Origin of the sequence: Neobacillus citreus, assembly GCF_018343545.2 — a bacterium.
GTDB classification, from domain to species: Bacteria; Bacillota; Bacilli; order Bacillales; family Cytobacillaceae; genus Neobacillus; species Neobacillus citreus.
Genome location: NZ_JAGYPE020000023.1, coordinates 48359 through 69148 on the forward strand (window position 1 = coordinate 48359; position 20790 = coordinate 69148).

At 40.9% G+C, this 20790-nt stretch carries 22 protein-coding genes; 18 read left to right on the plus strand and 4 right to left on the minus strand.

What is annotated here, in order from left to right:
- The first annotated feature begins 18 nt into the window (after positions 1-18).
- From KHB02_RS14070 to KHB02_RS14080, 3 genes are all read left to right on the plus strand, one after another.
- Positions 19-2433 carry a heavy metal translocating P-type ATPase gene (locus KHB02_RS14070; protein ID WP_213144872.1) on the plus strand — a complete coding sequence of 805 codons (2415 nt, stop codon included), beginning with the start codon at positions 19-21 and terminating at the stop codon, positions 2431-2433.
- A 102-nt stretch (positions 2434-2535) separates the two neighbouring features.
- Complete coding sequence (locus KHB02_RS14075) at positions 2536-3246, plus strand: response regulator transcription factor (protein WP_213144873.1); 711 nt, start codon at positions 2536-2538, stop codon at positions 3244-3246.
- Positions 3222-4598, plus strand: coding sequence for a sensor histidine kinase (locus tag KHB02_RS14080; protein WP_213144874.1), 1377 nt, complete (start codon positions 3222-3224; stop codon positions 4596-4598). Before KHB02_RS14075 ends, KHB02_RS14080 begins: the two co-directional genes overlap by 25 nt.
- A gap of 146 nt (positions 4599-4744) precedes the next feature.
- Here the strand turns inward: KHB02_RS14080 and efp are convergent, their stop codons facing one another.
- From efp to KHB02_RS14095, 3 genes are all read right to left on the minus strand, one after another.
- On the minus strand, positions 4745-5302 hold the full coding sequence (gene efp / locus KHB02_RS14085) for an elongation factor P (RefSeq protein ID WP_213144875.1): 558 nt from the start codon (positions 5300-5302) through the stop codon (positions 4745-4747).
- A gap of 21 nt (positions 5303-5323) precedes the next feature.
- A complete protein-coding gene (locus KHB02_RS14090) occupies positions 5324-6385 on the minus strand; it encodes a M24 family metallopeptidase (protein WP_213144876.1) in 1062 nt (353 codons plus the stop codon).
- A gap of 78 nt (positions 6386-6463) precedes the next feature.
- Positions 6464-6961: a YqhR family membrane protein gene (locus KHB02_RS14095; RefSeq protein ID WP_213144877.1), complete on the minus strand. Its 498-nt coding sequence runs from the start codon at positions 6959-6961 to the stop codon at positions 6464-6466.
- A 238-nt stretch (positions 6962-7199) separates the two neighbouring features.
- On the opposite strand from KHB02_RS14095, the gene KHB02_RS14100 reads away from it, so the two are divergent.
- Together KHB02_RS14100 and KHB02_RS14105 are read left to right on the plus strand one after the other, a co-directional pair.
- Positions 7200-8144 carry a DUF1385 domain-containing protein gene (locus tag KHB02_RS14100; RefSeq protein ID WP_213144878.1) on the plus strand — a complete coding sequence of 315 codons (945 nt, stop codon included), beginning with the start codon at positions 7200-7202 and terminating at the stop codon, positions 8142-8144.
- Positions 8145-8201: 57 nt separating this feature from the next.
- A complete protein-coding gene (locus KHB02_RS14105) occupies positions 8202-8591 on the plus strand; it encodes an SA1362 family protein (RefSeq protein WP_338088288.1) in 390 nt (129 codons plus the stop codon).
- Positions 8592-8623: 32 nt separating this feature from the next.
- Here the strand turns inward: KHB02_RS14105 and KHB02_RS14110 are convergent, their stop codons facing one another.
- Positions 8624-9508, minus strand: coding sequence for a patatin-like phospholipase family protein (locus KHB02_RS14110; protein WP_213144880.1), 885 nt, complete (start codon positions 9506-9508; stop codon positions 8624-8626).
- 253 nt (positions 9509-9761) lie between these two features.
- Between KHB02_RS14110 and KHB02_RS14115 the strand changes: the two genes are divergently transcribed.
- The 13 genes from KHB02_RS14115 to ccsA form a co-directional block, all read left to right on the plus strand.
- Positions 9762-11555, plus strand: coding sequence for an urease accessory protein UreH domain-containing protein (locus KHB02_RS14115; RefSeq protein WP_213144881.1), 1794 nt, complete (start codon positions 9762-9764; stop codon positions 11553-11555).
- A gap of 29 nt (positions 11556-11584) precedes the next feature.
- Complete coding sequence (locus KHB02_RS14120) at positions 11585-12076, plus strand: DUF6803 family protein (RefSeq protein ID WP_213144882.1); 492 nt, start codon at positions 11585-11587, stop codon at positions 12074-12076.
- A 181-nt stretch (positions 12077-12257) separates the two neighbouring features.
- Complete coding sequence (locus KHB02_RS29920; RefSeq protein ID WP_338088289.1) at positions 12258-12710, plus strand: PCYCGC motif-containing (lipo)protein; 453 nt, start codon at positions 12258-12260, stop codon at positions 12708-12710.
- 10 nt (positions 12711-12720) lie between these two features.
- Complete coding sequence (locus tag KHB02_RS14130; protein ID WP_213144883.1) at positions 12721-13374, plus strand: c-type cytochrome; 654 nt, start codon at positions 12721-12723, stop codon at positions 13372-13374.
- Between the two features lie 251 nt (positions 13375-13625).
- Entirely contained in the window at positions 13626-14684 is a 1059-nt protein-coding gene (locus tag KHB02_RS14135) for a hypothetical protein (RefSeq protein WP_213144884.1), read from the plus strand.
- 13 nt (positions 14685-14697) lie between these two features.
- A complete protein-coding gene (locus KHB02_RS14140) occupies positions 14698-15150 on the plus strand; it encodes a cytochrome c maturation protein CcmE (protein WP_213144885.1) in 453 nt (150 codons plus the stop codon).
- A gap of 25 nt (positions 15151-15175) precedes the next feature.
- Positions 15176-17158, plus strand: a complete 1983-nt coding sequence (locus tag KHB02_RS14145; protein ID WP_213144886.1) for a heme lyase CcmF/NrfE family subunit — start codon at positions 15176-15178, stop codon at positions 17156-17158.
- Between the two features lies 1 nt (position 17159).
- Positions 17160-17663, plus strand: coding sequence for a cytochrome c-type biogenesis protein (locus tag KHB02_RS14150; protein ID WP_213144887.1), 504 nt, complete (start codon positions 17160-17162; stop codon positions 17661-17663).
- A gap of 12 nt (positions 17664-17675) precedes the next feature.
- Positions 17676-18047 (plus strand): hypothetical protein, encoded by a 372-nt coding sequence (locus KHB02_RS14155; protein ID WP_213144888.1) that lies wholly within the window; start codon positions 17676-17678, stop codon positions 18045-18047.
- Positions 18044-19039, plus strand: a complete 996-nt coding sequence (locus KHB02_RS14160) for a hypothetical protein (RefSeq protein WP_213144889.1) — start codon at positions 18044-18046, stop codon at positions 19037-19039. The genes KHB02_RS14155 and KHB02_RS14160 overlap by 4 nt, the downstream gene beginning before the upstream one ends.
- Positions 19040-19064: 25 nt before the next feature.
- Complete coding sequence (locus KHB02_RS14165; RefSeq protein WP_213144890.1) at positions 19065-19769, plus strand: ABC transporter ATP-binding protein; 705 nt, start codon at positions 19065-19067, stop codon at positions 19767-19769.
- Positions 19766-20446 carry a heme exporter protein CcmB gene (locus KHB02_RS14170; RefSeq protein WP_213144891.1) on the plus strand — a complete coding sequence of 227 codons (681 nt, stop codon included), beginning with the start codon at positions 19766-19768 and terminating at the stop codon, positions 20444-20446. The genes KHB02_RS14165 and KHB02_RS14170 overlap by 4 nt, the downstream gene beginning before the upstream one ends.
- Positions 20447-20449: 3 nt before the next feature.
- Positions 20450-20790, plus strand: a 341-nt coding sequence (gene ccsA / locus KHB02_RS14175; RefSeq protein ID WP_338088290.1) for a cytochrome c biogenesis protein CcsA, incomplete at its 3' end; no start/stop codon positions are given.

Genomic DNA, 20790 nt, shown 5'->3' on the forward strand with positions numbered 1-20790 from the left:
ATGAGGAGTTGACTTACTATGAGTCAAACTATAAAAGAAACAAGCCTGCAAATTTCCGGTATGACCTGTGCAGCCTGTGCGGCCAGAATTGAAAAGGGTCTGAAAAAACTAACCGGAGTAGAAACAGCAACTGTCAATCTTGCATTAGAAAAATCGGCAATTAAGTACGATCCTTCCCAGATAAAACTGGAAGAAATCGAACAGAAGATTAAAGATTTAGGCTATGATGTCGTAACCGAAAAAGTGGAATTTGATATTACAGGAATGACTTGCGCAGCCTGCTCGGCACGGATTGAAAAGGGCTTAAATAAGCTAGATGGCATCACAAAGGCAAACGTTAACCTGGCACTTGAAAAAGCAACTGTAGAATACAACGGTTCCGCCCTGACAACTGCAGACATCATAAAAAAGGTTGAAAATCTTGGCTACTGGGCAAGACTCAAAGAGGAAACAAAAGATCAAGTAGACCATCGCCAAAAGGAAATCCAAAAGCAATCAAAAAAATTTATCTTCTCGGCAATTTTGTCTTTTCCGCTTTTATGGGCAATGGCAGGGCATTTTTCGTTTACATCTTTTATTTGGGTACCGGATATGTTCATGAATCCATGGTTTCAACTGCTCCTCGCTACACCGGTTCAATTCTTAATTGGCGGCCAGTTTTACATCGGTGCCTATAAAGCCTTAAAAAATAAAAGTGCCAACATGGATGTACTTGTTGCATTGGGAACATCGGCCGCTTATTTTTACAGTTTATATTTGTCGATCACCACGATTGGCAAAGGTGTTCATATGGTGGAACTCTATTATGAAACCAGTGCTGTTTTAATCACCTTAATCATATTAGGCAAGCTTTTTGAAGCAAGAGCAAAGGGACGATCCTCAGAGGCAATCAAAAAATTGATGGGGCTCCAAGCCAAAACGGCTAATGTAAACCGCGATGGCCGCGAAATGGAAATCCCGATTGAAGAAGTCATTGTCGGCGATATCCTTTACATCAAGCCAGGCGAAAAAATTCCTGTTGACGGCAGAATTGTAGAGGGCCAATCTGCTATCGATGAGACAATGCTGACCGGTGAAAGTGTTCCGGTTGATAAAAAAATTGGCGATGAAGTCATCGGAGCCACGCTGAACAAAAATGGTTTTCTAAAAGTTGAAGCAACAAAGGTTGGCCGGGATACCGCTTTAGCACAAATTATTAAAGTGGTTGAAGAGGCGCAGGGCTCCAAAGCCCCTATCCAACGGCTTGCCGACAAAATATCCGGAGTTTTTGTTCCAGTTGTCGTGACCATTGCTGTAATAACCTTTATGATCTGGTATTTGTGGGTAGAACCCGGTAATTTCGCTGAAGGCTTAGAAAAAATGATTGCTGTATTAGTGATCGCCTGTCCGTGTGCTTTAGGATTGGCGACACCTACCTCAATCATGGCCGGTTCCGGTCGTTCCGCTGAATATGGAATTCTTTTTAAAGGCGGCGAACATTTGGAAATGACCCACCGCATCACAACGGTGGTTTTGGATAAAACGGGTACAGTAACAAATGGGACACCGGTGTTAACTGATGTCCGCCACACCAATTCAATTACTGAGGAAGAATTTTTAAGCTTGGTTGGTTCGGCTGAAAAGCAATCAGAACATCCGCTTGCCCAGGCCATTGTGCAGGGAATTAAAGACAAGGGTGTATTATTAAAGGAGCCAACCGATTTTGAAGCCATCCCCGGTTTTGGAATAAAAGCGTCACTGGAAGGAAAGCAATTAATAATTGGTACAAGAAAGCTTATGACGAAATTTAATGTGGAAATTGAAGCTGTACTTCCTCAAATGGAAGAACTCGAAAGAGCCGGGAAAACTGCAATGTTAGCGGCTATCGACGGGCAATATGCAGGGATTGTGGCGGTCGCTGATACAATTAAAGCAACCTCCAAAACAGCCATCAGCCGCCTCAAAAAGATGGGTCTTGAGGTTATCATGATTACTGGTGATAATCAGCAGACAGCAAAGGCCATAGCAGGCCAAGCAGGAATTGACACCGTCATCGCGGAGGTTTTGCCTGAAGGAAAAGCAGCAGAAATTAAAAAGCTGCAAGCGGAAGGCAAGAAAGTGGCAATGGTCGGGGACGGCATTAATGATGCACCTGCTCTTGCCGTGGCAGATATTGGAATGGCCATTGGGACAGGCACCGATGTCGCCATGGAAGCGGCTGATATCACGCTCATTCGCGGTGACTTAAACAGCATTGCAGATGCTATCTTCATGAGCAAAAAAACAATCACAAACATAAAGCAGAACTTATTCTGGGCGATGGCCTACAATTCCCTGGGCATTCCGATTGCAGCCCTTGGGTTCCTAGCTCCTTGGCTAGCTGGGGCAGCAATGGCGTTCAGTTCGGTGTCTGTTGTTCTGAACGCACTTAGATTACAAAAAGTTAAACTATAAATTTTTAAAAGGCTGACACACAATTGTCAGCCTTTTCCTGCGTTTTCACCATTGCCAGCAAGTATACTTTACTTATCAAAAAAAGCAATCAGGTGATTTCAAATGAACCAAATTTTATTGATTGAGGATGAACGAAGCGTATCAGATGTAATCAAAGCTTATTTAGAGAAGAACGGCTACAAAGTCTACTGGGCTGGCAATGGATCAAAAGGATTGGAAATCTTTAAATCAACGAATATAGCCCTTGTTATTCTCGACCTGATGCTCCCCGATATGGCTGGAGAGGATGTTTGCAAAATTATGCGGGAAACATCAGATGTCCATATTTTTATGCTGACAGCAAAAGGTTCTCTAAATGACCGTGTTGAAGGATTGAATATTGGCGCCGATGAATATCTAGTTAAACCCTTCAGTCCAAGGGAATTGACAGCAAGGGTCAATGCTCTTTTCCGCAGATTAAACGGCACAAACTCATCAGTCTGGATGATTTTTGATGATGGGAACTTATCCATTCATTTTGAAAAAAGGCTGGTTACCGTGAGGGGAGAAGAAATCCCGTTCACACCGAATGAATTTGATATTCTCTGGGCATTAGCGGCTAGTAAGGGCAAGGTATTATCAAGAGAGCAGCTAATTGGGAAGGTATATGGTGAAAATTTTGATGGCTTTGATCGGACTATTGATGTCCATATCAAAAATATCCGCAAGAAAATTGAAATGGATACGAGAAACCCAAAATATATTATCACGGTCCTGAAAGCAGGCTATAAATTTGGCGGTGAGCTAAAATGCATTCCATTAGCCGCAGATTAAGTTTATTTTTTATTGCTTGCACCATTGCCTCTATCCTGCTTGTGACATTGACTGTAAATCTTACAGTTACCAATAAATTTAATCAATACATGATGGACATTCAAAACAAGAGGTACGAAAGAATTATTGCCTATTTTGAAGATGCCTATAAAAAAGATGGCAGATTAACAGAAAATACCGGAATTGAACTCATGCATGAGGCCTATATGGGCAATTATTGCATTACGTTAAGGGACCAGCATGAGCAAACGATTTGGGGAATGGACCCGAAGGAAATCAAAAACCAATTAAACATGGGGACAATGCCAGTCCAGCAAAAAGGAGTTTATACCACAAAGACATTTAAGCTTAATGAGGAAGATAAAGTAGTTGGCTATGTGGATATCGGCCAGTATTCTTCTGTCCTCTTAACGGAGGAAGATCAAAACTTTAAATCGTCCATAAATAAAAGCATAATTGCCAGCGGACTGTTGACCCTCCTCATCATAACTGGTTTAGGTCTCTATTTTTCGAAGCAATTTTCGAGTCCTATTAAGGAAGTAGCCAAGCTTTCTGTTGACTTGTCCAAGGGAAATTTTAACAGTAAATCCGTTGTGAAAAGCAACATTCACGAGCTAGAGGACTTGCGAAAAAGTGTAAACATATTGGCTGGTAAATTACAGTTTCAGGATATGCTCAGACAGAGATTAATCTCAGATATTTCACATGAAATAAGGACACCGTTAAATGTCCTGCAAAACAATCTAGAAGCCATGATTGACGGGGTATATCCAGTTACGCAAGAAAAGCTTCATTATCTAAATGAGGAGGTAATCAGGTTTGGCAGACTGATTAACAACTTAAATGTCTTAAAGGAATTTGAGTCTGAAAGCACCAAGCTTAGTTATGAAATCATCGAACTTGATCAATTGCTTCTGGAGCTTTGTCGTGATTTTCATGCACCTTCTGAAAAGAAAAAACTTAAAATCGATCTCGCCATTCAACCGGATAAAAAGTTTTCAATTACCGGAGACAAAGATAAAATCAAGCAGGTATTTGTTAACCTGCTGGCAAATGCCATTAAATTCACTACTGCAGGCGGCAGGATTCTTGTCCAATTATATGAAAAGAATGATGATATTATTGTGGAAGTAGTTGATACTGGCATTGGTATTAACAAAGAGGACCTCCCTTTTATTTTCGAAAGATTGTACAGGGGAGATAAAAGCAGGCAGGAAATTGAGGGAAATGGAATTGGCCTGACCATTGTTAAAAACATCTTACAACTGCACGATGCCTCCATTGAAGCAGAGAGTGAAGAAGGAATAGGTAGTAAATTTACCATCTGTTTTCCGAAAATAAAAAAGCCTTAAGCGCCCAAATAGGGTCTTAAGGCTCTTTTAGCTAATAAGAAAGTATAAAATTTTCCCAAATTTTATACTTTCTTAACGCATAAATTCAACTACGCCTCTGTCATCGTCCTTACGGACTCACCAATCGGCGAGTTTTCATTTAACAATTAAGCTCTGGATACGTAAGTACCTTCAGCTGTGTTGATGATCAAGCGGTCACCTTGGTTAATGAAGAAAGGAACCTGAACAACAAGACCGGTTTCCATCGTAGCCGGCTTGGAGCCGCCTGATGCAGTGTCACCTTTAATGCCAGGCTCAGTTTCAGTTACTTCAAGTTCAACCGTGTTTGGCAGTTCAACTCCAAGTGTTTCGGTTTGGAACATCATGATATGAACTTCCATGTTTTCCTTTAAAAACTTTAATTCATATTCAATGCTTGCAGCAGGCAGTTCAACCTGCTCGTAGGAATCCATGTCCATAAACACGTGTTGGTCGCCGCTTGCATACAGATACTGCATTTTACGGTTATCAATTTGTGCTTTTTCTACTTTTTCGCCAGCACGGAATGTTTTTTCCTGCATGGCTCCGGTACGCAGGTTACGCAATTTAGAGCGGACAAACGCTGCTCCTTTACCAGGTTTTACGTGCTGGAAGTCCATGACGCGCCATAAGCCGCCATCCACTTCAATGGTTAATCCAGTACGGAAGTCGTTAACAGAAATCATTGGCAAATCCTCCTAAAATAGTTACAAAATAATTAAGTCTTTTGTAGAATGTGTGAGCCTTTCGTTATGATCCTTCGTAATAAGCGTATCGTCTTCAATTCTAACGCCGCCAAGTCCAGGAATATAAATGCCCGGTTCACAAGTTACAACCATACCTGGTTCTAAGATAATGTCAGATTTTAATGAAAGAGCCGGTCCCTCGTGAACCTCAAGCCCAATCCCATGTCCGGTGGAATGTCCAAAGTACTCTCCGTACCCTTGCTCTGTTATGTAGTCCCGAGTTAAAGCATCCGCTTCTTTTCCTGTCATTCCAGGTCTAAAACCATCGATGCCGCGTAATTGAGCGTCGAGGACAATCTGATAAATTTCCTTCAGCTTGGCGTCAGGCTCGCCGACAGCAACAGTCCTTGTAATGTCGGAAACATATCCTTTATAATAGGCACCAAAATCAAGGGTGACCATATCCCCTTTTTCAATGACCTTATCAGAGGCAACACCATGCGGAAGGGCCGAGCGATACCCTGAAGCGACGATGGTATCAAAGGAAGAAGATACTGCTCCGGCTTTTCTCATAAAGAATTCCAGCTCATTCGATACTTCCAGCTCCGTTTTTCCCGGCCGAAGGAAGTCTAAAATATGTTTAAATGCGGCATCAGCTATATCCGCTGCTTCCTTTAATATCTTAATCTCTGAATCGGTCTTTATCAAGCGTAACTTTTCGATTAATCCCGAAACAGGGACAAGTTCAGCTTCTACCTCTTTTTCATATACTTTAAAGGAAGAGTATGTTAAATAGTCCTCTTCAAAACCTAATTTTTGGATCCCTATTTTTTTCGCCTGTTCAGCGACTTCTTTAGGAAGCGTATCTGAAAATTTAATGATTTCAAACCCTTCACATTGCTTTTGGGCTTGTTCAACATAACGAAAATCTGTAATAAATAGAGCTTTATCAGCACTGATTAAAACAATGCCTGCTGTACCTGTGAAATTTGATATGTAACGGCGGTTATAGGGGCTTGTAATAAGTATGCCATCGATTCCCTCTGCTGAAAAACTTGACCTTAATTTTTCTAATTTCTCCATCGTGTCCACTCTCCTTTTCCAATCCGTTAACGGACACAATTATTTTATCATAACCACACAAATACGACTAATAACAGTTTAAGTGGCTGGTTCGTTTTTTTGTACTTCTTGATTTTGATATTCATAGCTGATCGAGTAACCAACGAAAATCCCATACAGAATATAGAGACAAAGGGAAGACAGGATGGTATCTCTGCTTAAATCGAATATTGGTTTCATCCCAGGAAAAAGAGGATTCAGAACAACAAAAACAATTAAAAATAAAATGATTCCATATCCTAAGCCAATCCACATACCTTTCAGCTTTTTTAATAACGCATAATATAGGTAGGCTGCACCAACTGATAGCACGCCCATGATGAGAATGGACAAAATCGTTCCTTTCCAGCCATATTTCCAGTTCCCCAGCATCCATGGTTCAAGGATTATATTTGGACGAATTTCCGTTAAACTAAAGTAGCTTGCAAAAAAACCAATCGTTCCCCAAAAAACACCTCCAAATAAACCAGTCCAAAAGACCATTACCGGCAAGGACATCGGCTTAGGATATTTTCCCGCTTTTTTTTCAGAAGCCATTACAACAACCTCCATAACTTTTTGATACAAATTATTGATTCGTACCTTAATAAATACCAATTTTATTATGCCCCTGTAACAACAATCCTTGCATAAAAAAATTTTTTTCTAATTTAAATGGAAAATGTATGTCATTTCCTAGAGGTTTTTTCGTTTTTCTAGTAGAATACATTTAAGTACATACAGATTTATCATTTCTGCTATCGTGCTACTTTTGCATAGGTTGGTGTTCTAGCTAATGTCTGATACACAAAAGAATGTTTATGGCGGTCAAGCCGTGGTTGAAGGAGTTATGTTCGGCGGTAAACATCATTATGTTACCGCAATAAGGAGAAAGGACCATTCGGTCGAATATTTCCATCTGCCACGTAAAACGAATCCTTATTTAACGAAAATTAAAAAAATTCCGTTTATTCGTGGAATCGTTGCTATAATAGAAGCAAGTGCCAATGGTTCTAAACATTTAAATTTTTCAACTGAAAGATTTGATTTAGACCCAAAGGAGGATGACACCTTAAAGGAAAAAGAAGTTTCTAAAATGACGATGTACCTGGGTGTGGCGGTAATCGGGGTTATTTCATTTTTATTTGGTAAATTTGCCTTCACGCTTATTCCTGTTTTCTTAGCGGAATTGACAAAGCCCATTTTTTCATCGGATTTTTCCCAGGTCATGATTGAAGGTTTCTTCAAGCTTATCCTTCTCCTTTCCTATATTTATTTTGTTTCCTTAACTCCGTTGATTAAAAGGGTGTTTCAATATCATGGTGCTGAGCATAAAGTAATAAATACCTACGAGTCCGGAGCTGAGCTGACAGTAGCTAACGTTCAGGCCCATTCAAGGCTTCATTACCGCTGTGGAAGTAGTTTTATCCTATTTACTGTCTTTGTCGGTGTTTTTGTATATTTGATGGTACCGACCTCGCCGTTGTGGTTGAGGATTGTTGACCGCCTTTTATTAATACCGGTAGTGTTGGGGATTTCCTTCGAAATTCTCCAATTTACAAATAAACTAAGAGACGTTCCTGTCTTAAAATATCTAGGTCTGCCAGGTCTTTGGCTTCAGCTTCTTACAACCAAGGAGCCAAATGATGAACAGGTGGAAGTAGCCATACTCTCCTTTAAGGAATTGTTAAGAAGGGAAGAGGAAACAGACAGATTCGTCAAACAAGAAGAAATTGTCTAAATCGTTGTTAGGAAGTGTTTAAAAGGATAAAAAAATGCTTATGATGCTCTTAGGGAGGTGGCTTTCTTGAAAAATCGGACATCCGCATATATTGTGGGGGTACTAATTATCCTTGCTTTACTTGGGCTTTATGGTTCTTTTACGGCTGACCCGGCTGCATTTTTGCAAAAAATAGCTGTCTTCGTTTTAATTGGTTTGGTCATATATTTTGTTGTTCGCAAGTTTTCAAATTCGAGCCCTCAGAAAAAAGAGCAGCGGGCATTTCTTAAAGCAGCAAGAAGGTCTAAAAAACGCTTGCAGCATCGAAGTGGAGAGACAAATGTAAAAGGTTCCACTTTAGGTACATTGACGACATTAAAGAAAGGCAAGGCCAAAAAGAAATCTCCTGCCCATCTTACCGTCATTGATGGAAAAAAAGGAAAAAAGAAAAATCGGGCGTCTTTTTAAACGCTCGATTTTTCTTTTTTCTAACTGCTTTATTAAAAACTCCATTTATTCAAAAATCTCTTCGCCCGTTCCCTGCCTAAGTTTACAAGCTCCTGTTTCTTTTCCTCGGTTAAATGAAATTCAATGGTCATTATCCCTTCTGTAGGGATAAATATAATATTTTCGGCATGTTTTTTGGAAATATATCTGGAATCGTGAGCATCCTTCATGGTTTCAAACAATGCCCCGAAAAGCTCAATCGCGTTGTTTATTTTATGCTTTTCATGTTCGTATTCACTTGGACTTAATTTGATGCCGAGGACAGGTCTTGTTTTTTTTATATTCTCCTGGTCAAAAAGCCACATTGGAAAATTGCTTAATACCCCTCCGTCCACTAAAACATTAGTCCCGTCCTTTGTCCGTAATCTTACAGGTTCAAAGAAATATGGGATGCTGCAGCTCATGCGGATGGCCTTGGCAATTGGAAAAGAGCCCGGTGAAATTCCGTATTTCGGTAAATCATCAGGAATAACAACCATTTGTCCGGTAGAAAGGTCTGAAGCGATAATCCTTAACGTTTGAGGCGGTAAATCGGAAAATGTTCTCAGTCCTTTGGCCTCTAATTTTATCCTAAGCCACTTTTCCAATTCGTTCCCTTTGTAGAGCCCTAATCTCCAATAAAGTAACAGCCATTTGGCGAGTTTAAAAGGTATGATGGTTTTGCGGGTATCAAGCAGTTTAGTTAGATTCACTTCGTCAATGAGCTGATAGATTTCTTTGCTTGTATAACCAGCGGCAATTAAAGCGGCTATTATGGAGCCAGCACTGGTTCCAGCGACCCTGACAAATTTAAAACCTCGTTCTTCAATTTCTTCACACGCCCCGATAAGCGCAAATCCCTTTATTCCTCCTCCGGAAAAAACTCCATCAATATTCATGGCAGCCACTCCCAATGATGTACTCATTGTTACATCTTTAAGCGGCTGTTTTACAAAATAGTACGGGAGACAAGATAAATATTTTAGTGGATAACCCCCTATGGGCAGCTTGAAGGTTGTTCAAGAATTAGAAAAATTATGTCCACAAATTGGTCACCAAGCCCTTATTTTTCTTCATACCACCAACATATCAGTTTTTTATACTTTAGCTATCAAGAAGGTAAAGGAATTCGTTTAAAGGCTGGTGGCCGCTATGAGTGTCAAACGGATCAGATTAAAAGTTTACGATATGACTTGTTCGTCCTGCGAAAAACGGGTAGAAAGAACCGTGAAAAAGCTAGAGGGGGTAAAAAATGTTCAAGCAAGTTTCAGTGGTCAATTTGCTGATATTGAATTTGACGAAGACCAATGTACTTTAAGCTTGCTGAAAGACGCAATCCGACAGGCCGGATACAGTACAGAGGGTTCAAAGGGTTATAAATTTATCGGCATATTTATCATTGTTGCTGCTATTGTCCTCCTTGGCATCAATACCGGCAGTTTTAATATGGAGGAAAAACTTAACTCAGCCTCGTATGCCGTTTTGTTTGTCGTTGGGTTAATCACCTCGCTCCACTGTGTAGGGATGTGCGGTGGCATCATGCTGTCCCAGACAATTGGTAAAGAAAAAAATAATAGATGGGATGCCGTAAAGCCATCGCTTCTTTATAACCTAGGGAGGGTGACTGCTTACACCATCATTGGCGGAGTTATTGGAGCAATCGGGTCGGTGTTTGCCCTTTCGTTGGCAGCCAAAGCCGGACTTCAGATATTTGCAGGGGCATTTATGATGATTATGGGCTTTAATATGGCCGGATTCCGCGTCTTTAGAAAGCTGCATTTTAAATTGCCTGCTATCACTTGTAAGAAGGTGAAAATGCCAAGAACGCCCTTTCTGGTTGGATTTCTTAATGGCTTAATGCCCTGCGGACCATTGCAGACGATGCAAATCTATGCGCTTGGTACGGGTAGTGCTTTAACTGGGGCATTGTCCATGTTTATGTTTTCCATTGGTACGGTCCCGCTAATGCTAAGCTTTGGAGCTCTTTCGGGACTGTTAAGCAACGGGTATACAAAGAAAATCCTTAAATTCAGTGGAATTCTCATTATTGTGCTCGGGCTGATTATGAGCAACAGGGGGCTGGCACTTGCCGGTGTGCAAACTGGTCCGCTGGACATCATGGCAAGCGTTGGCGGAACCAGCTCAAATTCGTCGGCGGATTACACTGATGCGATTAAAGCAACCATCAAGGATGGCGTGCAGGTTCTAAATATGACAGCGGACGTATACGGCTACACCCCAAGAGTTTTATATGTAAAAAAAGGGATGCCCGTCAAGTGGGTCGTTGATGTCAAACAGCTGACCGGATGCAATAATACGATCGTGGTTCCTGATATGAATGTGCAGCAAAAGCTGCAAAACGGTAAAAACGTTATTGAATTTACACCGGGAACTGAAGATATCCCATTTAGCTGCTGGATGGGAATGAAGCGGGGCATGATCAAGGTGGTTGATAATCTTGGGGAAATTTCTGCTTCAAGCAGCAATGCGGACGGAATCGATGCCTCGACTAAGGCAACAGCCGAAAGCTCTTCCGAGACAAAGGCAAGCATATATGGAAATGATATTAGCAAGGTCCCAACTGAGCGTCTGGTAAGAAAGGCTGAGGTTACTAATAATCAACAATCCTTAGCTGTCAAAGGAATTGGCTACGAGTTTGAACCTTTAGTTATGGTGGTTAATAGAGGAATTAAGACGAAGCTGACAATCGATTTATCGCAATTTGATCAAGCTGCCGGGAGCTTTTTAATCCTGAATACGAAAACAAAGCAAATTGCGGCTGAATTTACCGGTAAGGAGGCGATTGCCGAAGTTGATTTCACACTGGACCGCACTGGAACTTATGGAATTTATCTTAATGAGGAGGAATTACTAGGGATTATTGAAGCTGTTGATGATGTAACGGCTGTTGACTTAGAGGTAGTGAGAAAGCAGTTTCTTAAATAATATAGAGTATTTGATAGGAGAGAGAAATTATGAACATGACACATTATATGGGATTGCTTGCTGATAATCAGCCCTGGAATTTAATTATCTTTATGGCCATTCCAGTCATATGTGCGGAAACAATCGCTGTTACTGAACTGGGAATCTTATTTTCCCGTAAGCTCGATGGTTCCTTAAAGAAAGTAAATAAGGCAGTCAGCATTTTTGCCGGGATTTATTTCACCGGAATATTTATATATCTCTTAATGAATGCGTATATCCCGCTGACGGCTAACGGCGAATGGAAGGGATGGATTGACGTAACCGCCGTTACCTTCTACCTGCTGGGGGTTGTGCCGTTATTAGGCATGGCGCTTCTTGACCTGGGTATCGTCTTTAAAAATAAAAACGCTGTTGAAAAACTAAAAACACATGCCTTTTTTGTAGGAATGTTCTTAGTAGTTGCGCATGTGGCAATGATATTTGGAATGGTTGACCCATCCATTGGTACAAGCACAGGCGGTCACATGATGAACATGTAGATACCCATCGTCGGACATTCCTTTCGGAGTCTCCGGCGATTTATATTTATTTCATTGAATCTATTATTTGTACTTTATCAAGCTTAAAAACTTCACTAAATAGTAAGAATTAGCGTCTGATGGCTGTCATTCTTTTTGTTAAAATAAATTTGTGATATCAAGCTGGAAGGGGTGACAACTTTTGAAAAGAATACCTTCGCTTTTTGTTCTTTGTTTTGCTATTGTCCTTATAGCAGCTGGGTGCGGATCCAATGTCAGTGATAAAAAATGGGCCCTTGATAAAAAGCACGAACCGCTGCCTGATTATGTGTTAAATTCATCTGATCAAATTAAAGAAACCTATATTATGGCAGCTACATACCCAAAGGTACTGGCGCAGGTCCCATGCTATTGCGGCTGTTTTGCGCAGGATGGCCATGAGAGTAACCTCGATTGCTTCGTTGACCAATTCGGGTCTGGTAATGCCGTAAAAGAATGGGATTCGATGGGAATATCGTGAGACGTCTGTATAGATATCGCCCGGGAGGCGGTAGAGATGCATCTTGACGGTAAAAGCCCTAAGAAGATTTATGACCTAATTACGACGAAGTACGAAGATTTTGGGGAACCGACTCCTACACCTGAACCAAAATAAGGAGCAGCCCATGAAGAAAATTTTAATCGGAACCTATATTTTAATTACAATTGGCATTGTTTTTTGCATTGCCAATAGCGGCATTTTCAGCAGTGAAAATTCCAAGGCCATTGCGGCAGGAGAAAAAGTGTATGCAAAAAACTGTCTTGCCTGTCATGGCGAAACAGGAAAAGGTGAAGGAGCAAAGGACGGGACAGCGATCAATAATCAACATTTTTTAAGTTCCGTTTCTGATCAAGACCTTTACAATTATGTGAAATATGGGCGTGAAGGGACAAGCATGCCCTCCTATGAAACTCGTTTGTCCGACAAGGATTTGAAGAATCTAGTTGCGTTTATGAGAGAATGGCAGACTGAAGAACTCGACTTAAAAGCATCTGCAACTGTATTAGGAGACCCTGAACGAGGCAAGGAACAATATAAGCTTTATTGTCTCTCCTGCCACGGGGAAAATGGAGCAGGAAAAATCAAAATGGGAACAGCCCTTTCCAGTCCCCAATACTTGAAATATACAAGTGACAAACAAATTTGGATTGGGACAGCTTATGGGAGAGAAGAAACCCGGATGGGACCATCATTGAAAGGCCTAGAAGGTGCCCGACAACTCACCGAACAGGATATTTCTGACATAACCGCCTATATCCGTTCACTAGAACCGAAATGACATAAAAAACAGCCTTGAATCTTTTAAAGGATTTATGGCTGTTTTTTTATTATGTAAAAAATATCCCTTTTTTACAAATGTGAACAATTTATGGTTATTTTTTGACGAAAAGGTAACGATTTTTGCCGGTTAACAAAATGTTCAATAGTCCATCAACAACAGGCAACCGAGAAAGATTATATTTATTTCAAAGAGGACTATAGTGAAAAAGTCACGGTTTTAACGAGCTTTTTGATTCAAGGAGGATAACTATGCGGAAAAAGAAATGGATGGCATTATTCGTTATTTTAGCATTTATGACAAGCCTGATCGTACCAAAGGCAAGCGCAGAGACAATATTTCAGCCGGAAAAGTTTCCATATAAGAGTATGCAGGTTCAAGTCATGCCGGAGTTTGACTATCCGGAGGATTGGCCGTCGAGGGAGATTCCTTCCTTGCTGGTCGGAATGTACGGAACAATTACCAATAAAAGCGGGCAAGATTATGATGGGAAAATAGAAATTCCTGTTCCTGCAAAGGATAAAGGGTTTGAGGCCTTCCTAGTAGCCGAATTTCCAGAAAAAGATAAGCCGGAGGTTCAGCGGCCGTATGATGTTGACAAAGACAAGGGAGTGGTTGCCTGGAAACCAGGTAAGACCATTAAAAATAACGAAACCTATCAATTCGTAATTGAATACTATACGCAGTCTATTGCTGTGAAGGACCAAAAAAGTTTTACATACGAATTTACAAACAGAGCTGAAACAGAACAGCTTGATGTTGTGTTTTACGCGCCGATGAATGCCAAGGATATTCAAGCTGAGCCAAAGGCGCAGGAGAATTCAAAAAATGAATATGGAGAAGAACTCTATTTTTATCAATATAAAAATGTAAAAGCCGGTGAAAATTTAAAATATTCCTTTTCTTACAAGAAACCGGGAACAGAATCAACGATGGAAGCGATGAGCAAGGTTCAACCACCAAATGATGAAAACCATTCCGGCGTGAAAGGCAGCGCGACAGATCAAGTTTTAGATGGCAATGGTACTAAGGACACTGCAAAACAGCCTATTATCGGCATCGGCGGAGCGTCTATTATCGGCATCGCCCTGATTATTGCCGGAGCATTCGTCTACCTAGGAATGAAGGCAAATGTTCAAAGTGCGGCCAAAAAACAGAAACAAACAAAACCTCAAGTTATGAAACAAGCTTCGAGTAAAAAGGAAAATAAGACAATTAATGTTGAAGCTAAAAAGGAACTTAGGAAAAAGCTGTTAACAGGCAAGATTGATCAAGAAACGTACGATGAGGAAATGAAAAAATTAATTTAATGAGGTGAGAAGAATGAAGAAAAATACGTTAGTTCTCCTCGGGGGATTTATTATTGCCGGTGCAATTGTTTTTCTCTTAATGGCTGCCACTCCAGGTTCGAGCGGAATTGAATTAACCTTAAAAGATCTCTTGGCCACCCAAGATGAGCACGAAGATGATTTTGTAACCGTTGAAGGACTTTTAATCGAAGACTCTATTAAATGGAATCCTGACAAAATAGAGTTGAAATTTGATGTGAAAGACAACGAAGGACATATCATGCATGTTATTCATAATGGGCCAAAGCCTGACAATTTCTCTGAAGGGGTAATCACTATTCTCCAAGGCTCGCCGACCAAAAAAGATACTTTCGCTGCTGAAACAGTGAAAACGAGATGCCCATCCAAATATGAAGGAAAAGACATGAAGAACTACGATCCGGAAACCCATAAGGACAAGCTGAATCAGCCACCGAAAGAAAAATAACAGGCAAACATAAGAAGGTGACGAAATGTATCTATTTGCTAATGCGGCCATTTATATTGGATTTGCGGTTGCAATCTATTCACTCTTAGTTATAACACTGGGAATCAGCACGAAAAATCAAAAGCTCATAAATAGTGGAAAAGGCGGAAATATTGCATTGCTAGTTTGTACGTCAATGGCTATGCTGTCGATGTTCTACCTATTAGCTACTTCCCAATTCCAATTTGAATACGTAAAAGACTATACAAGCAGCGAACTACCGATTATTTATAAACTGACTGCCCTGTGGGCAGGTAATGCCGGCTCCTTGTTACTTTGGACATTCTTCTTAACTTTATACACCGTCATGATTGTTTTTTCAAGGAAGATGAAAGGGAACCCAATGGTTCCATACATTTCAGCGATCCTAATGGCCAATGCGGTTTTCTTCTTCTTTATCTTGGGATTTGTTGCAAAGCCATTTGTGTTGCTTGATGAGATCCCGCTTGAAGGAAAAGGATTAAACCCAATGCTGCAAAATCCAGGGATGATTATCCACCCTGTCACACTTTACCTTGGTTATGTAGGTCTTGCCATCCCATTTGCTTTTGCAATGGCGGCCTTAATCATGAAAAACGTCGATGATTTCTGGATTAAAATGACAAGACGCTGGACCATTATCGCGTGGTTATTCTTGAGTCTCGGAAATATCTTTGGCGGCCAATGGGCCTATGTAGAGTTAGGCTGGGGCGGCTACTGGGCATGGGATCCGGTTGAGAATGCTTCGTTTATGCCGTGGTTGACAGCTACTGCCTTCCTGCATTCTGTGATGATTCAAGAGCGGAAGAATATGCTGAAGATCTGGAATATCTGCCTAATTATCGTTTCCTATGCCCTGACACTATTCGGCACATTCCTGGTTCGAAGCGGAGTATTGACATCAGTGCATGCCTTTGCGAATTCCAATTTGGGATTATACTTCTTAATCTTTATGGCTATTGCCGTAATTGGTGCATTGTATGTGCTAATGAGCCGCTATAGTCTGTTAAAACGCAGTGCGGGAGAGTTTCAATCCTTTGTCTCAAAGGAAAGCAGCTTTTTAGTTAATAACTTACTTCTTGTTGGTGCAGCCTTTGCTGTTTTTTGGGGAACGATTTTCCCGCTCGTTTCAGAAGCAGTTCGCGGCACAAAGGTAACGGTCGGCTTGCCATTCTTCAACAAAGTAGAAGCGCCGATTCTATTGTCCATGATGTTTGTGATGGCAGTTTGTCCGCTCTTGGCTTGGCAGCGTTCAAGCGTGAAAAATCTTCGGAAGAACTTTTTGATTCCTGCCATTCTTGCTGTTATCGCTATGGTTTTAATGGTGGTGCTGGGTATTCAGAAAGCGTGGGCCGTCATTGGCTACGGAGTTATTACTCTATTATTTATCACTCACTTCTTAGAGTTTTATAGAGGGGTTCAGGCAAGAAGAAAAATGACGAAGGAAAAACCGTTAACTGCCCTTTACCGCCTGATGATTCGAAACCGTCGCCGTTACGGGGGATATATTGTCCACCTTGGAATTGCCTTCATCACCATGGGGATTATTGGTTCACAAAACTATGATGTTGAAACAATGAAAACTGTACCATTAGGCGGTTCGCTTGAGATTAATAATTACCGGCTAAATTACGAGCGGCTTGATCAAAAACGGGAAGGAATAAACGATATTGTTTACGCTGATGTAACTGTATTTAAAAATGGAAAAAGATTAGGCACTTTCCAGCCCGAAAAAGTTTTCTATGGGAACTGGGAGCAGCCTTCTTCTGAAGTGGCGATTATCTCCTCAATGAAGGAAGACTTATATATTGTTTTAAGTGCCTGGGAGGATGATGGGAAGGCCACATTTGTGGTAAAGGTTAATCCGATGATGAACTGGTTATGGATGGGCTCATTTATGATTGTCATTGGTGCACTTTTCGCCGTTTGGAACGGAAAATATGGAAATGTTACTCCGAGATACACCGGGGTACGCAAAGAGGTGGCTTAGCATGAGAAATAAAATTTATCTGGGGCTCCTCCTTATTGCGTTTATCTTCCAAGGTTCAATCTTTCATGCCGAAGCAAAAGAATTTGACTATAAATCACCAGAATTTAAAGCCGTTGCGCAGCAGTTTGCTTGTACATGCGGGTGCGGACAGGACCATTATGAATGTGATCCTAATACTTGCCAATTAACAAAGGATTTTAAATCTGACCTGGTCGATATGATGAATAAGGGCTGGGATAAGGACAAGATTCGAGACTATTACGTGAATATTTATGGCGAAGAAATTTTAACCGCTCCTGAGAAAAACGGATTTAGCTTGACTGCCTGGGTACTGCCGTTTGTGGCATTAGGTACCGCTGGTGGTGGATTGTTCTTTGTTATTCGTAAATGGGTCAAACGAAAAGGGACGGAAGAACCAGTGATGGAAAATCAGACGGCTGAGGAAGAAGTGGAAGGCGAAATTCTCTCTTCTATAATTGATGAAGAACGTAAAAAGTATCTATAGGATGTGAACAAAATGCACGATATCTCCATCATTTCAATGATTTTTTCCGCTGCCTTGGCGTTAACTTGCTTGTTTCTAATTTTGTCACCGTTATTTAAGTGGGATACGTACTTACATCTCGGTTCGAAAAATCAAGACTTAGCCTCAACAAAGGAAGCCCTATTGACTACGTTAAACGAAATAGAGTTTGAGTACAAAATGGATAAGATTTCCCCTGCTGATTATAAAAATTTAAAAAGACAATATGAAATAGAAATAGCGAGCATTATGAAGGAAGAAGAAATAATCAGCGGCACCACAGATAAAGATTTAATGGCAGAAGTGGAAAAAGAAATTGAAGAACAAATGAAAAGTTACAAAAGCAAAAGGAGGGATGAAAAGTGATTCGTAAAATCACCGTTATCCTCCTGGGCCTGATGCTGTTTATTCCTGTAAAGGGTTTGGCAGCATCCGACTCCAATATTTTGATTGATATGCATTACCTCGTTGTCAGTCCGGCCGAAGACGGTTCAACAAATCTGATGAATATGGTCGATTACACCAATAAATCGGCAGAAGAGTATAAAGGCGATGACCAGAATGAAGCGGTACTAACTGTAACGCTGCCAGAAGGGGCCAAGGATTTAAATTTTCTAGATAACAAAATTGCGTTTAAACAGGTGGATAAAGGATTTATTACAACTACGTCGATTCCAGGCAACCAAACCATGGTGCTGCCATATAGCTATCGGATGCCAAAGGATAAAGAAATCAATCTTACGGTTGACTACCCGGTTCAGATGCTCCAAATTCTCGTACCAGAGGGCAGGGGAAGCATTGAGATAAAAGGGGCACAATCAACCAATCAGGGTCTGTTTAAATTTGATGATCAAAATTATTGGGGATACAGTATTGAAAATTTAAAAGCAGGTCAGTCCTTTAAGCTGGAGTATAACAAGGATATCCAGCCCAAAGCTGATAGTACCACGCAAACACAGGCAGCTGGGGGAACCGCTAAAAACACGTCCGTTACCCACACTGCACCGGCTTTCCATAATCCGGGCCACCTCAGGATGTGGGCGCAATCACCATTGCATCGTTTTAATCCGCATATTTTTCTGATTATTTTAGGAGCAATCGTTATCGCAGGATTATCCTATTATGCCTACTTTAGAAGAAAAGCGAGATTTGAAAGTGAGCGACTTGGTGCTGATAAGGAGGAAAAAGCCTTTAAGCTGTTAATGTCAAAGCAGAAAGCGATCATGGATAAGATTATCGAATTGGAAGAAACCTTCGGTGATGGAAAGCTGACTGAAGAGGAATATCATGCCAAGCTTGATGCTTACAAACAGCACTTGGTTCACGTGAAATTAAATTTACGCAATTTTGTAGAATAGCAGCTGGAGTGGGAGGGATGCGCAAATGATAGAAATTAAAAAACTGACGAAGCAGGCTGAAAACAAGCTGATCTTACGTGGTGTTGACCTCTCTATCCATAAAGGGGAAACTGTCGGGATTCTTGGTCCAAACGGGGCAGGAAAGAGCACGCTTCTAAAGGTGCTGGCCTCATTGATTAAACCGACATCAGGAATGATCAAGATCAATGGTTTGGACTTGAAGAAAGATTCGCTTGAAATAAAAAAAATATTAGGCTATCTGCCTCATTCCAGCTTGCTTTACGACCATTACTCCCCATTAGAAAACCTCGTCTTCTTCGGGAATATATATGGGGTTAAAAATGTAGAACAAAAAGCGGCCGAGCTTGTTAAAGAAGTGGGTTTATCCTTCTTTTTAAATGAACCGGTCAAAAATTTCTCGCGCGGCATGATCCAACGAATTGCCATTGCCAGAGCGATTATTCATGAACCTGAAGTATTGCTGCTGGATGAGCCGCATACTGGGCTGGACCAGGGCGCTATTGCCATTTTAAACAATGTGATTCTCTCCATGAAAGAGAAAGGAACGACAACCTTAATGGTCACCCATGATTTCAAGCAGGCAGCAGAAATCTGCGACCGCATTGTTATTGTCAAAAACGGCAAAATTGTCGATGACTTCAGAATTGAAAATTCAAGCTTGGGATATGTTTCACAAAAATATGAGCTGCAGGTGGAGGGTGTATCATGAATCTATTTCGCACAGCCTTCTTGCTTGCCCAAAAAGATTTATATTCAGAGTTAAAAACAAAACAAATTTTGGTCACGCAAATTATCTTTGCCGGACTCGTCATCGTTGTATTCAGTTTTGCCTTTGATCCGGCCAATAACACGACAAAGGCTGTAATCCCCGGGATTATTTGGGTCATTATTGTGTTTTCCGGTATTTTGGGTCTTAACCGGTCGTTCATTTCGGAGCAGCGGAACGATACGATGCAGGGGCTGCTTGTTGCACCGATGGAGGCCGCCAGTATTTACTTAGGCAAGTTCTTGGCAAACTTTGCGATGATATTAGTTGTTGAAATCGTTTCTGTTCCGTTTTTATTCTTATTATTTGATTTTAAATTTCTTGGCAGTTTTCCGTATTTTTTATTGGTGATTTTTTTAGGAAGCTTTGGCTTTATTGCCATCGGGACTTTTTTGGCAGCTCTTGCGGCGAATTCCAAAAGCAGTGAAATGCTGCTGCCGCTGTTGTTATTTCCAATTACCACCCCTATTTTAATCGGTGTGGTTCAGGCAACTAAAATCATTTTAACGAACCTGGATCAGTTTTCGAGCGCTTTGGCGTGGATTCAGCTGGTTACAGCGTATGATGTGATTTTCTTTGTTGTTTGTTTCTTATTAATTGATTATGTGCTGGAGGTTTAAGTGATGAGTATGAATCTCGAACGGGAAAAAGCGGTCCTGCCCCCTTCGCAATTGACAGACACGAAAAGTGTTAACCTAGGAAAAGTATTGTTTGGCGCAACCATCATATCGATGTTTACGGCACTATATTTTATCTTTATTTTTGCAGATGAAGAAAAAACCATGAGGGCTGCTCAAAAAATTTTCTATTACCACGTAAGCTCAGCGTGGCTTGCCTTCTTGGCGTTTTTTGTAACATTCGTTTTCAGCATTTTATTTTTAATAAAGCGGAAAAGGATTTATGACACGTATGCCTATGTTTCCGCAGAAATTGGTGTTGTTTTCACGATTATCGTTCTGACAAC

Bases quoted from the DNA above. Each gene is read 5' to 3' on its own strand.
- KHB02_RS14070 (WP_213144872.1), top strand. From the start codon at position 19: ATGAGTCAAACTATAAAAGAAACAAGCCTGCAAATTTCCGGTATGACC.
- KHB02_RS14075 (WP_213144873.1), top strand. From the start codon at position 2,536: ATGAACCAAATTTTATTGATTGAGGATGAACGAAGCGTATCAGATGTA.
- KHB02_RS14080 (WP_213144874.1), top strand. From the start codon at position 3,222: ATGCATTCCATTAGCCGCAGATTAAGTTTATTTTTTATTGCTTGCACC.
- efp (WP_213144875.1), bottom strand. From the start codon at position 5,302: ATGATTTCTGTTAACGACTTCCGTACTGGATTAACCATTGAAGTGGAT.
- KHB02_RS14090 (WP_213144876.1), bottom strand. From the start codon at position 6,385: ATGGAGAAATTAGAAAAATTAAGGTCAAGTTTTTCAGCAGAGGGAATC.
- KHB02_RS14095 (WP_213144877.1), bottom strand. From the start codon at position 6,961: ATGGCTTCTGAAAAAAAAGCGGGAAAATATCCTAAGCCGATGTCCTTG.
- KHB02_RS14100 (WP_213144878.1), top strand. From the start codon at position 7,200: ATGTCTGATACACAAAAGAATGTTTATGGCGGTCAAGCCGTGGTTGAA.
- KHB02_RS14110 (WP_213144880.1), bottom strand. From the start codon at position 9,508: ATGAATATTGATGGAGTTTTTTCCGGAGGAGGAATAAAGGGATTTGCG.
- KHB02_RS14115 (WP_213144881.1), top strand. From the start codon at position 9,762: ATGAGTGTCAAACGGATCAGATTAAAAGTTTACGATATGACTTGTTCG.
- KHB02_RS14120 (WP_213144882.1), top strand. From the start codon at position 11,585: ATGAACATGACACATTATATGGGATTGCTTGCTGATAATCAGCCCTGG.
- KHB02_RS14130 (WP_213144883.1), top strand. From the start codon at position 12,721: ATGAAGAAAATTTTAATCGGAACCTATATTTTAATTACAATTGGCATT.
- KHB02_RS14135 (WP_213144884.1), top strand. From the start codon at position 13,626: ATGCGGAAAAAGAAATGGATGGCATTATTCGTTATTTTAGCATTTATG.
- KHB02_RS14140 (WP_213144885.1), top strand. From the start codon at position 14,698: ATGAAGAAAAATACGTTAGTTCTCCTCGGGGGATTTATTATTGCCGGT.
- KHB02_RS14145 (WP_213144886.1), top strand. From the start codon at position 15,176: ATGTATCTATTTGCTAATGCGGCCATTTATATTGGATTTGCGGTTGCA.
- KHB02_RS14150 (WP_213144887.1), top strand. From the start codon at position 17,160: ATGAGAAATAAAATTTATCTGGGGCTCCTCCTTATTGCGTTTATCTTC.
- KHB02_RS14155 (WP_213144888.1), top strand. From the start codon at position 17,676: ATGCACGATATCTCCATCATTTCAATGATTTTTTCCGCTGCCTTGGCG.
- KHB02_RS14165 (WP_213144890.1), top strand. From the start codon at position 19,065: ATGATAGAAATTAAAAAACTGACGAAGCAGGCTGAAAACAAGCTGATC.
- KHB02_RS14170 (WP_213144891.1), top strand. From the start codon at position 19,766: ATGAATCTATTTCGCACAGCCTTCTTGCTTGCCCAAAAAGATTTATAT.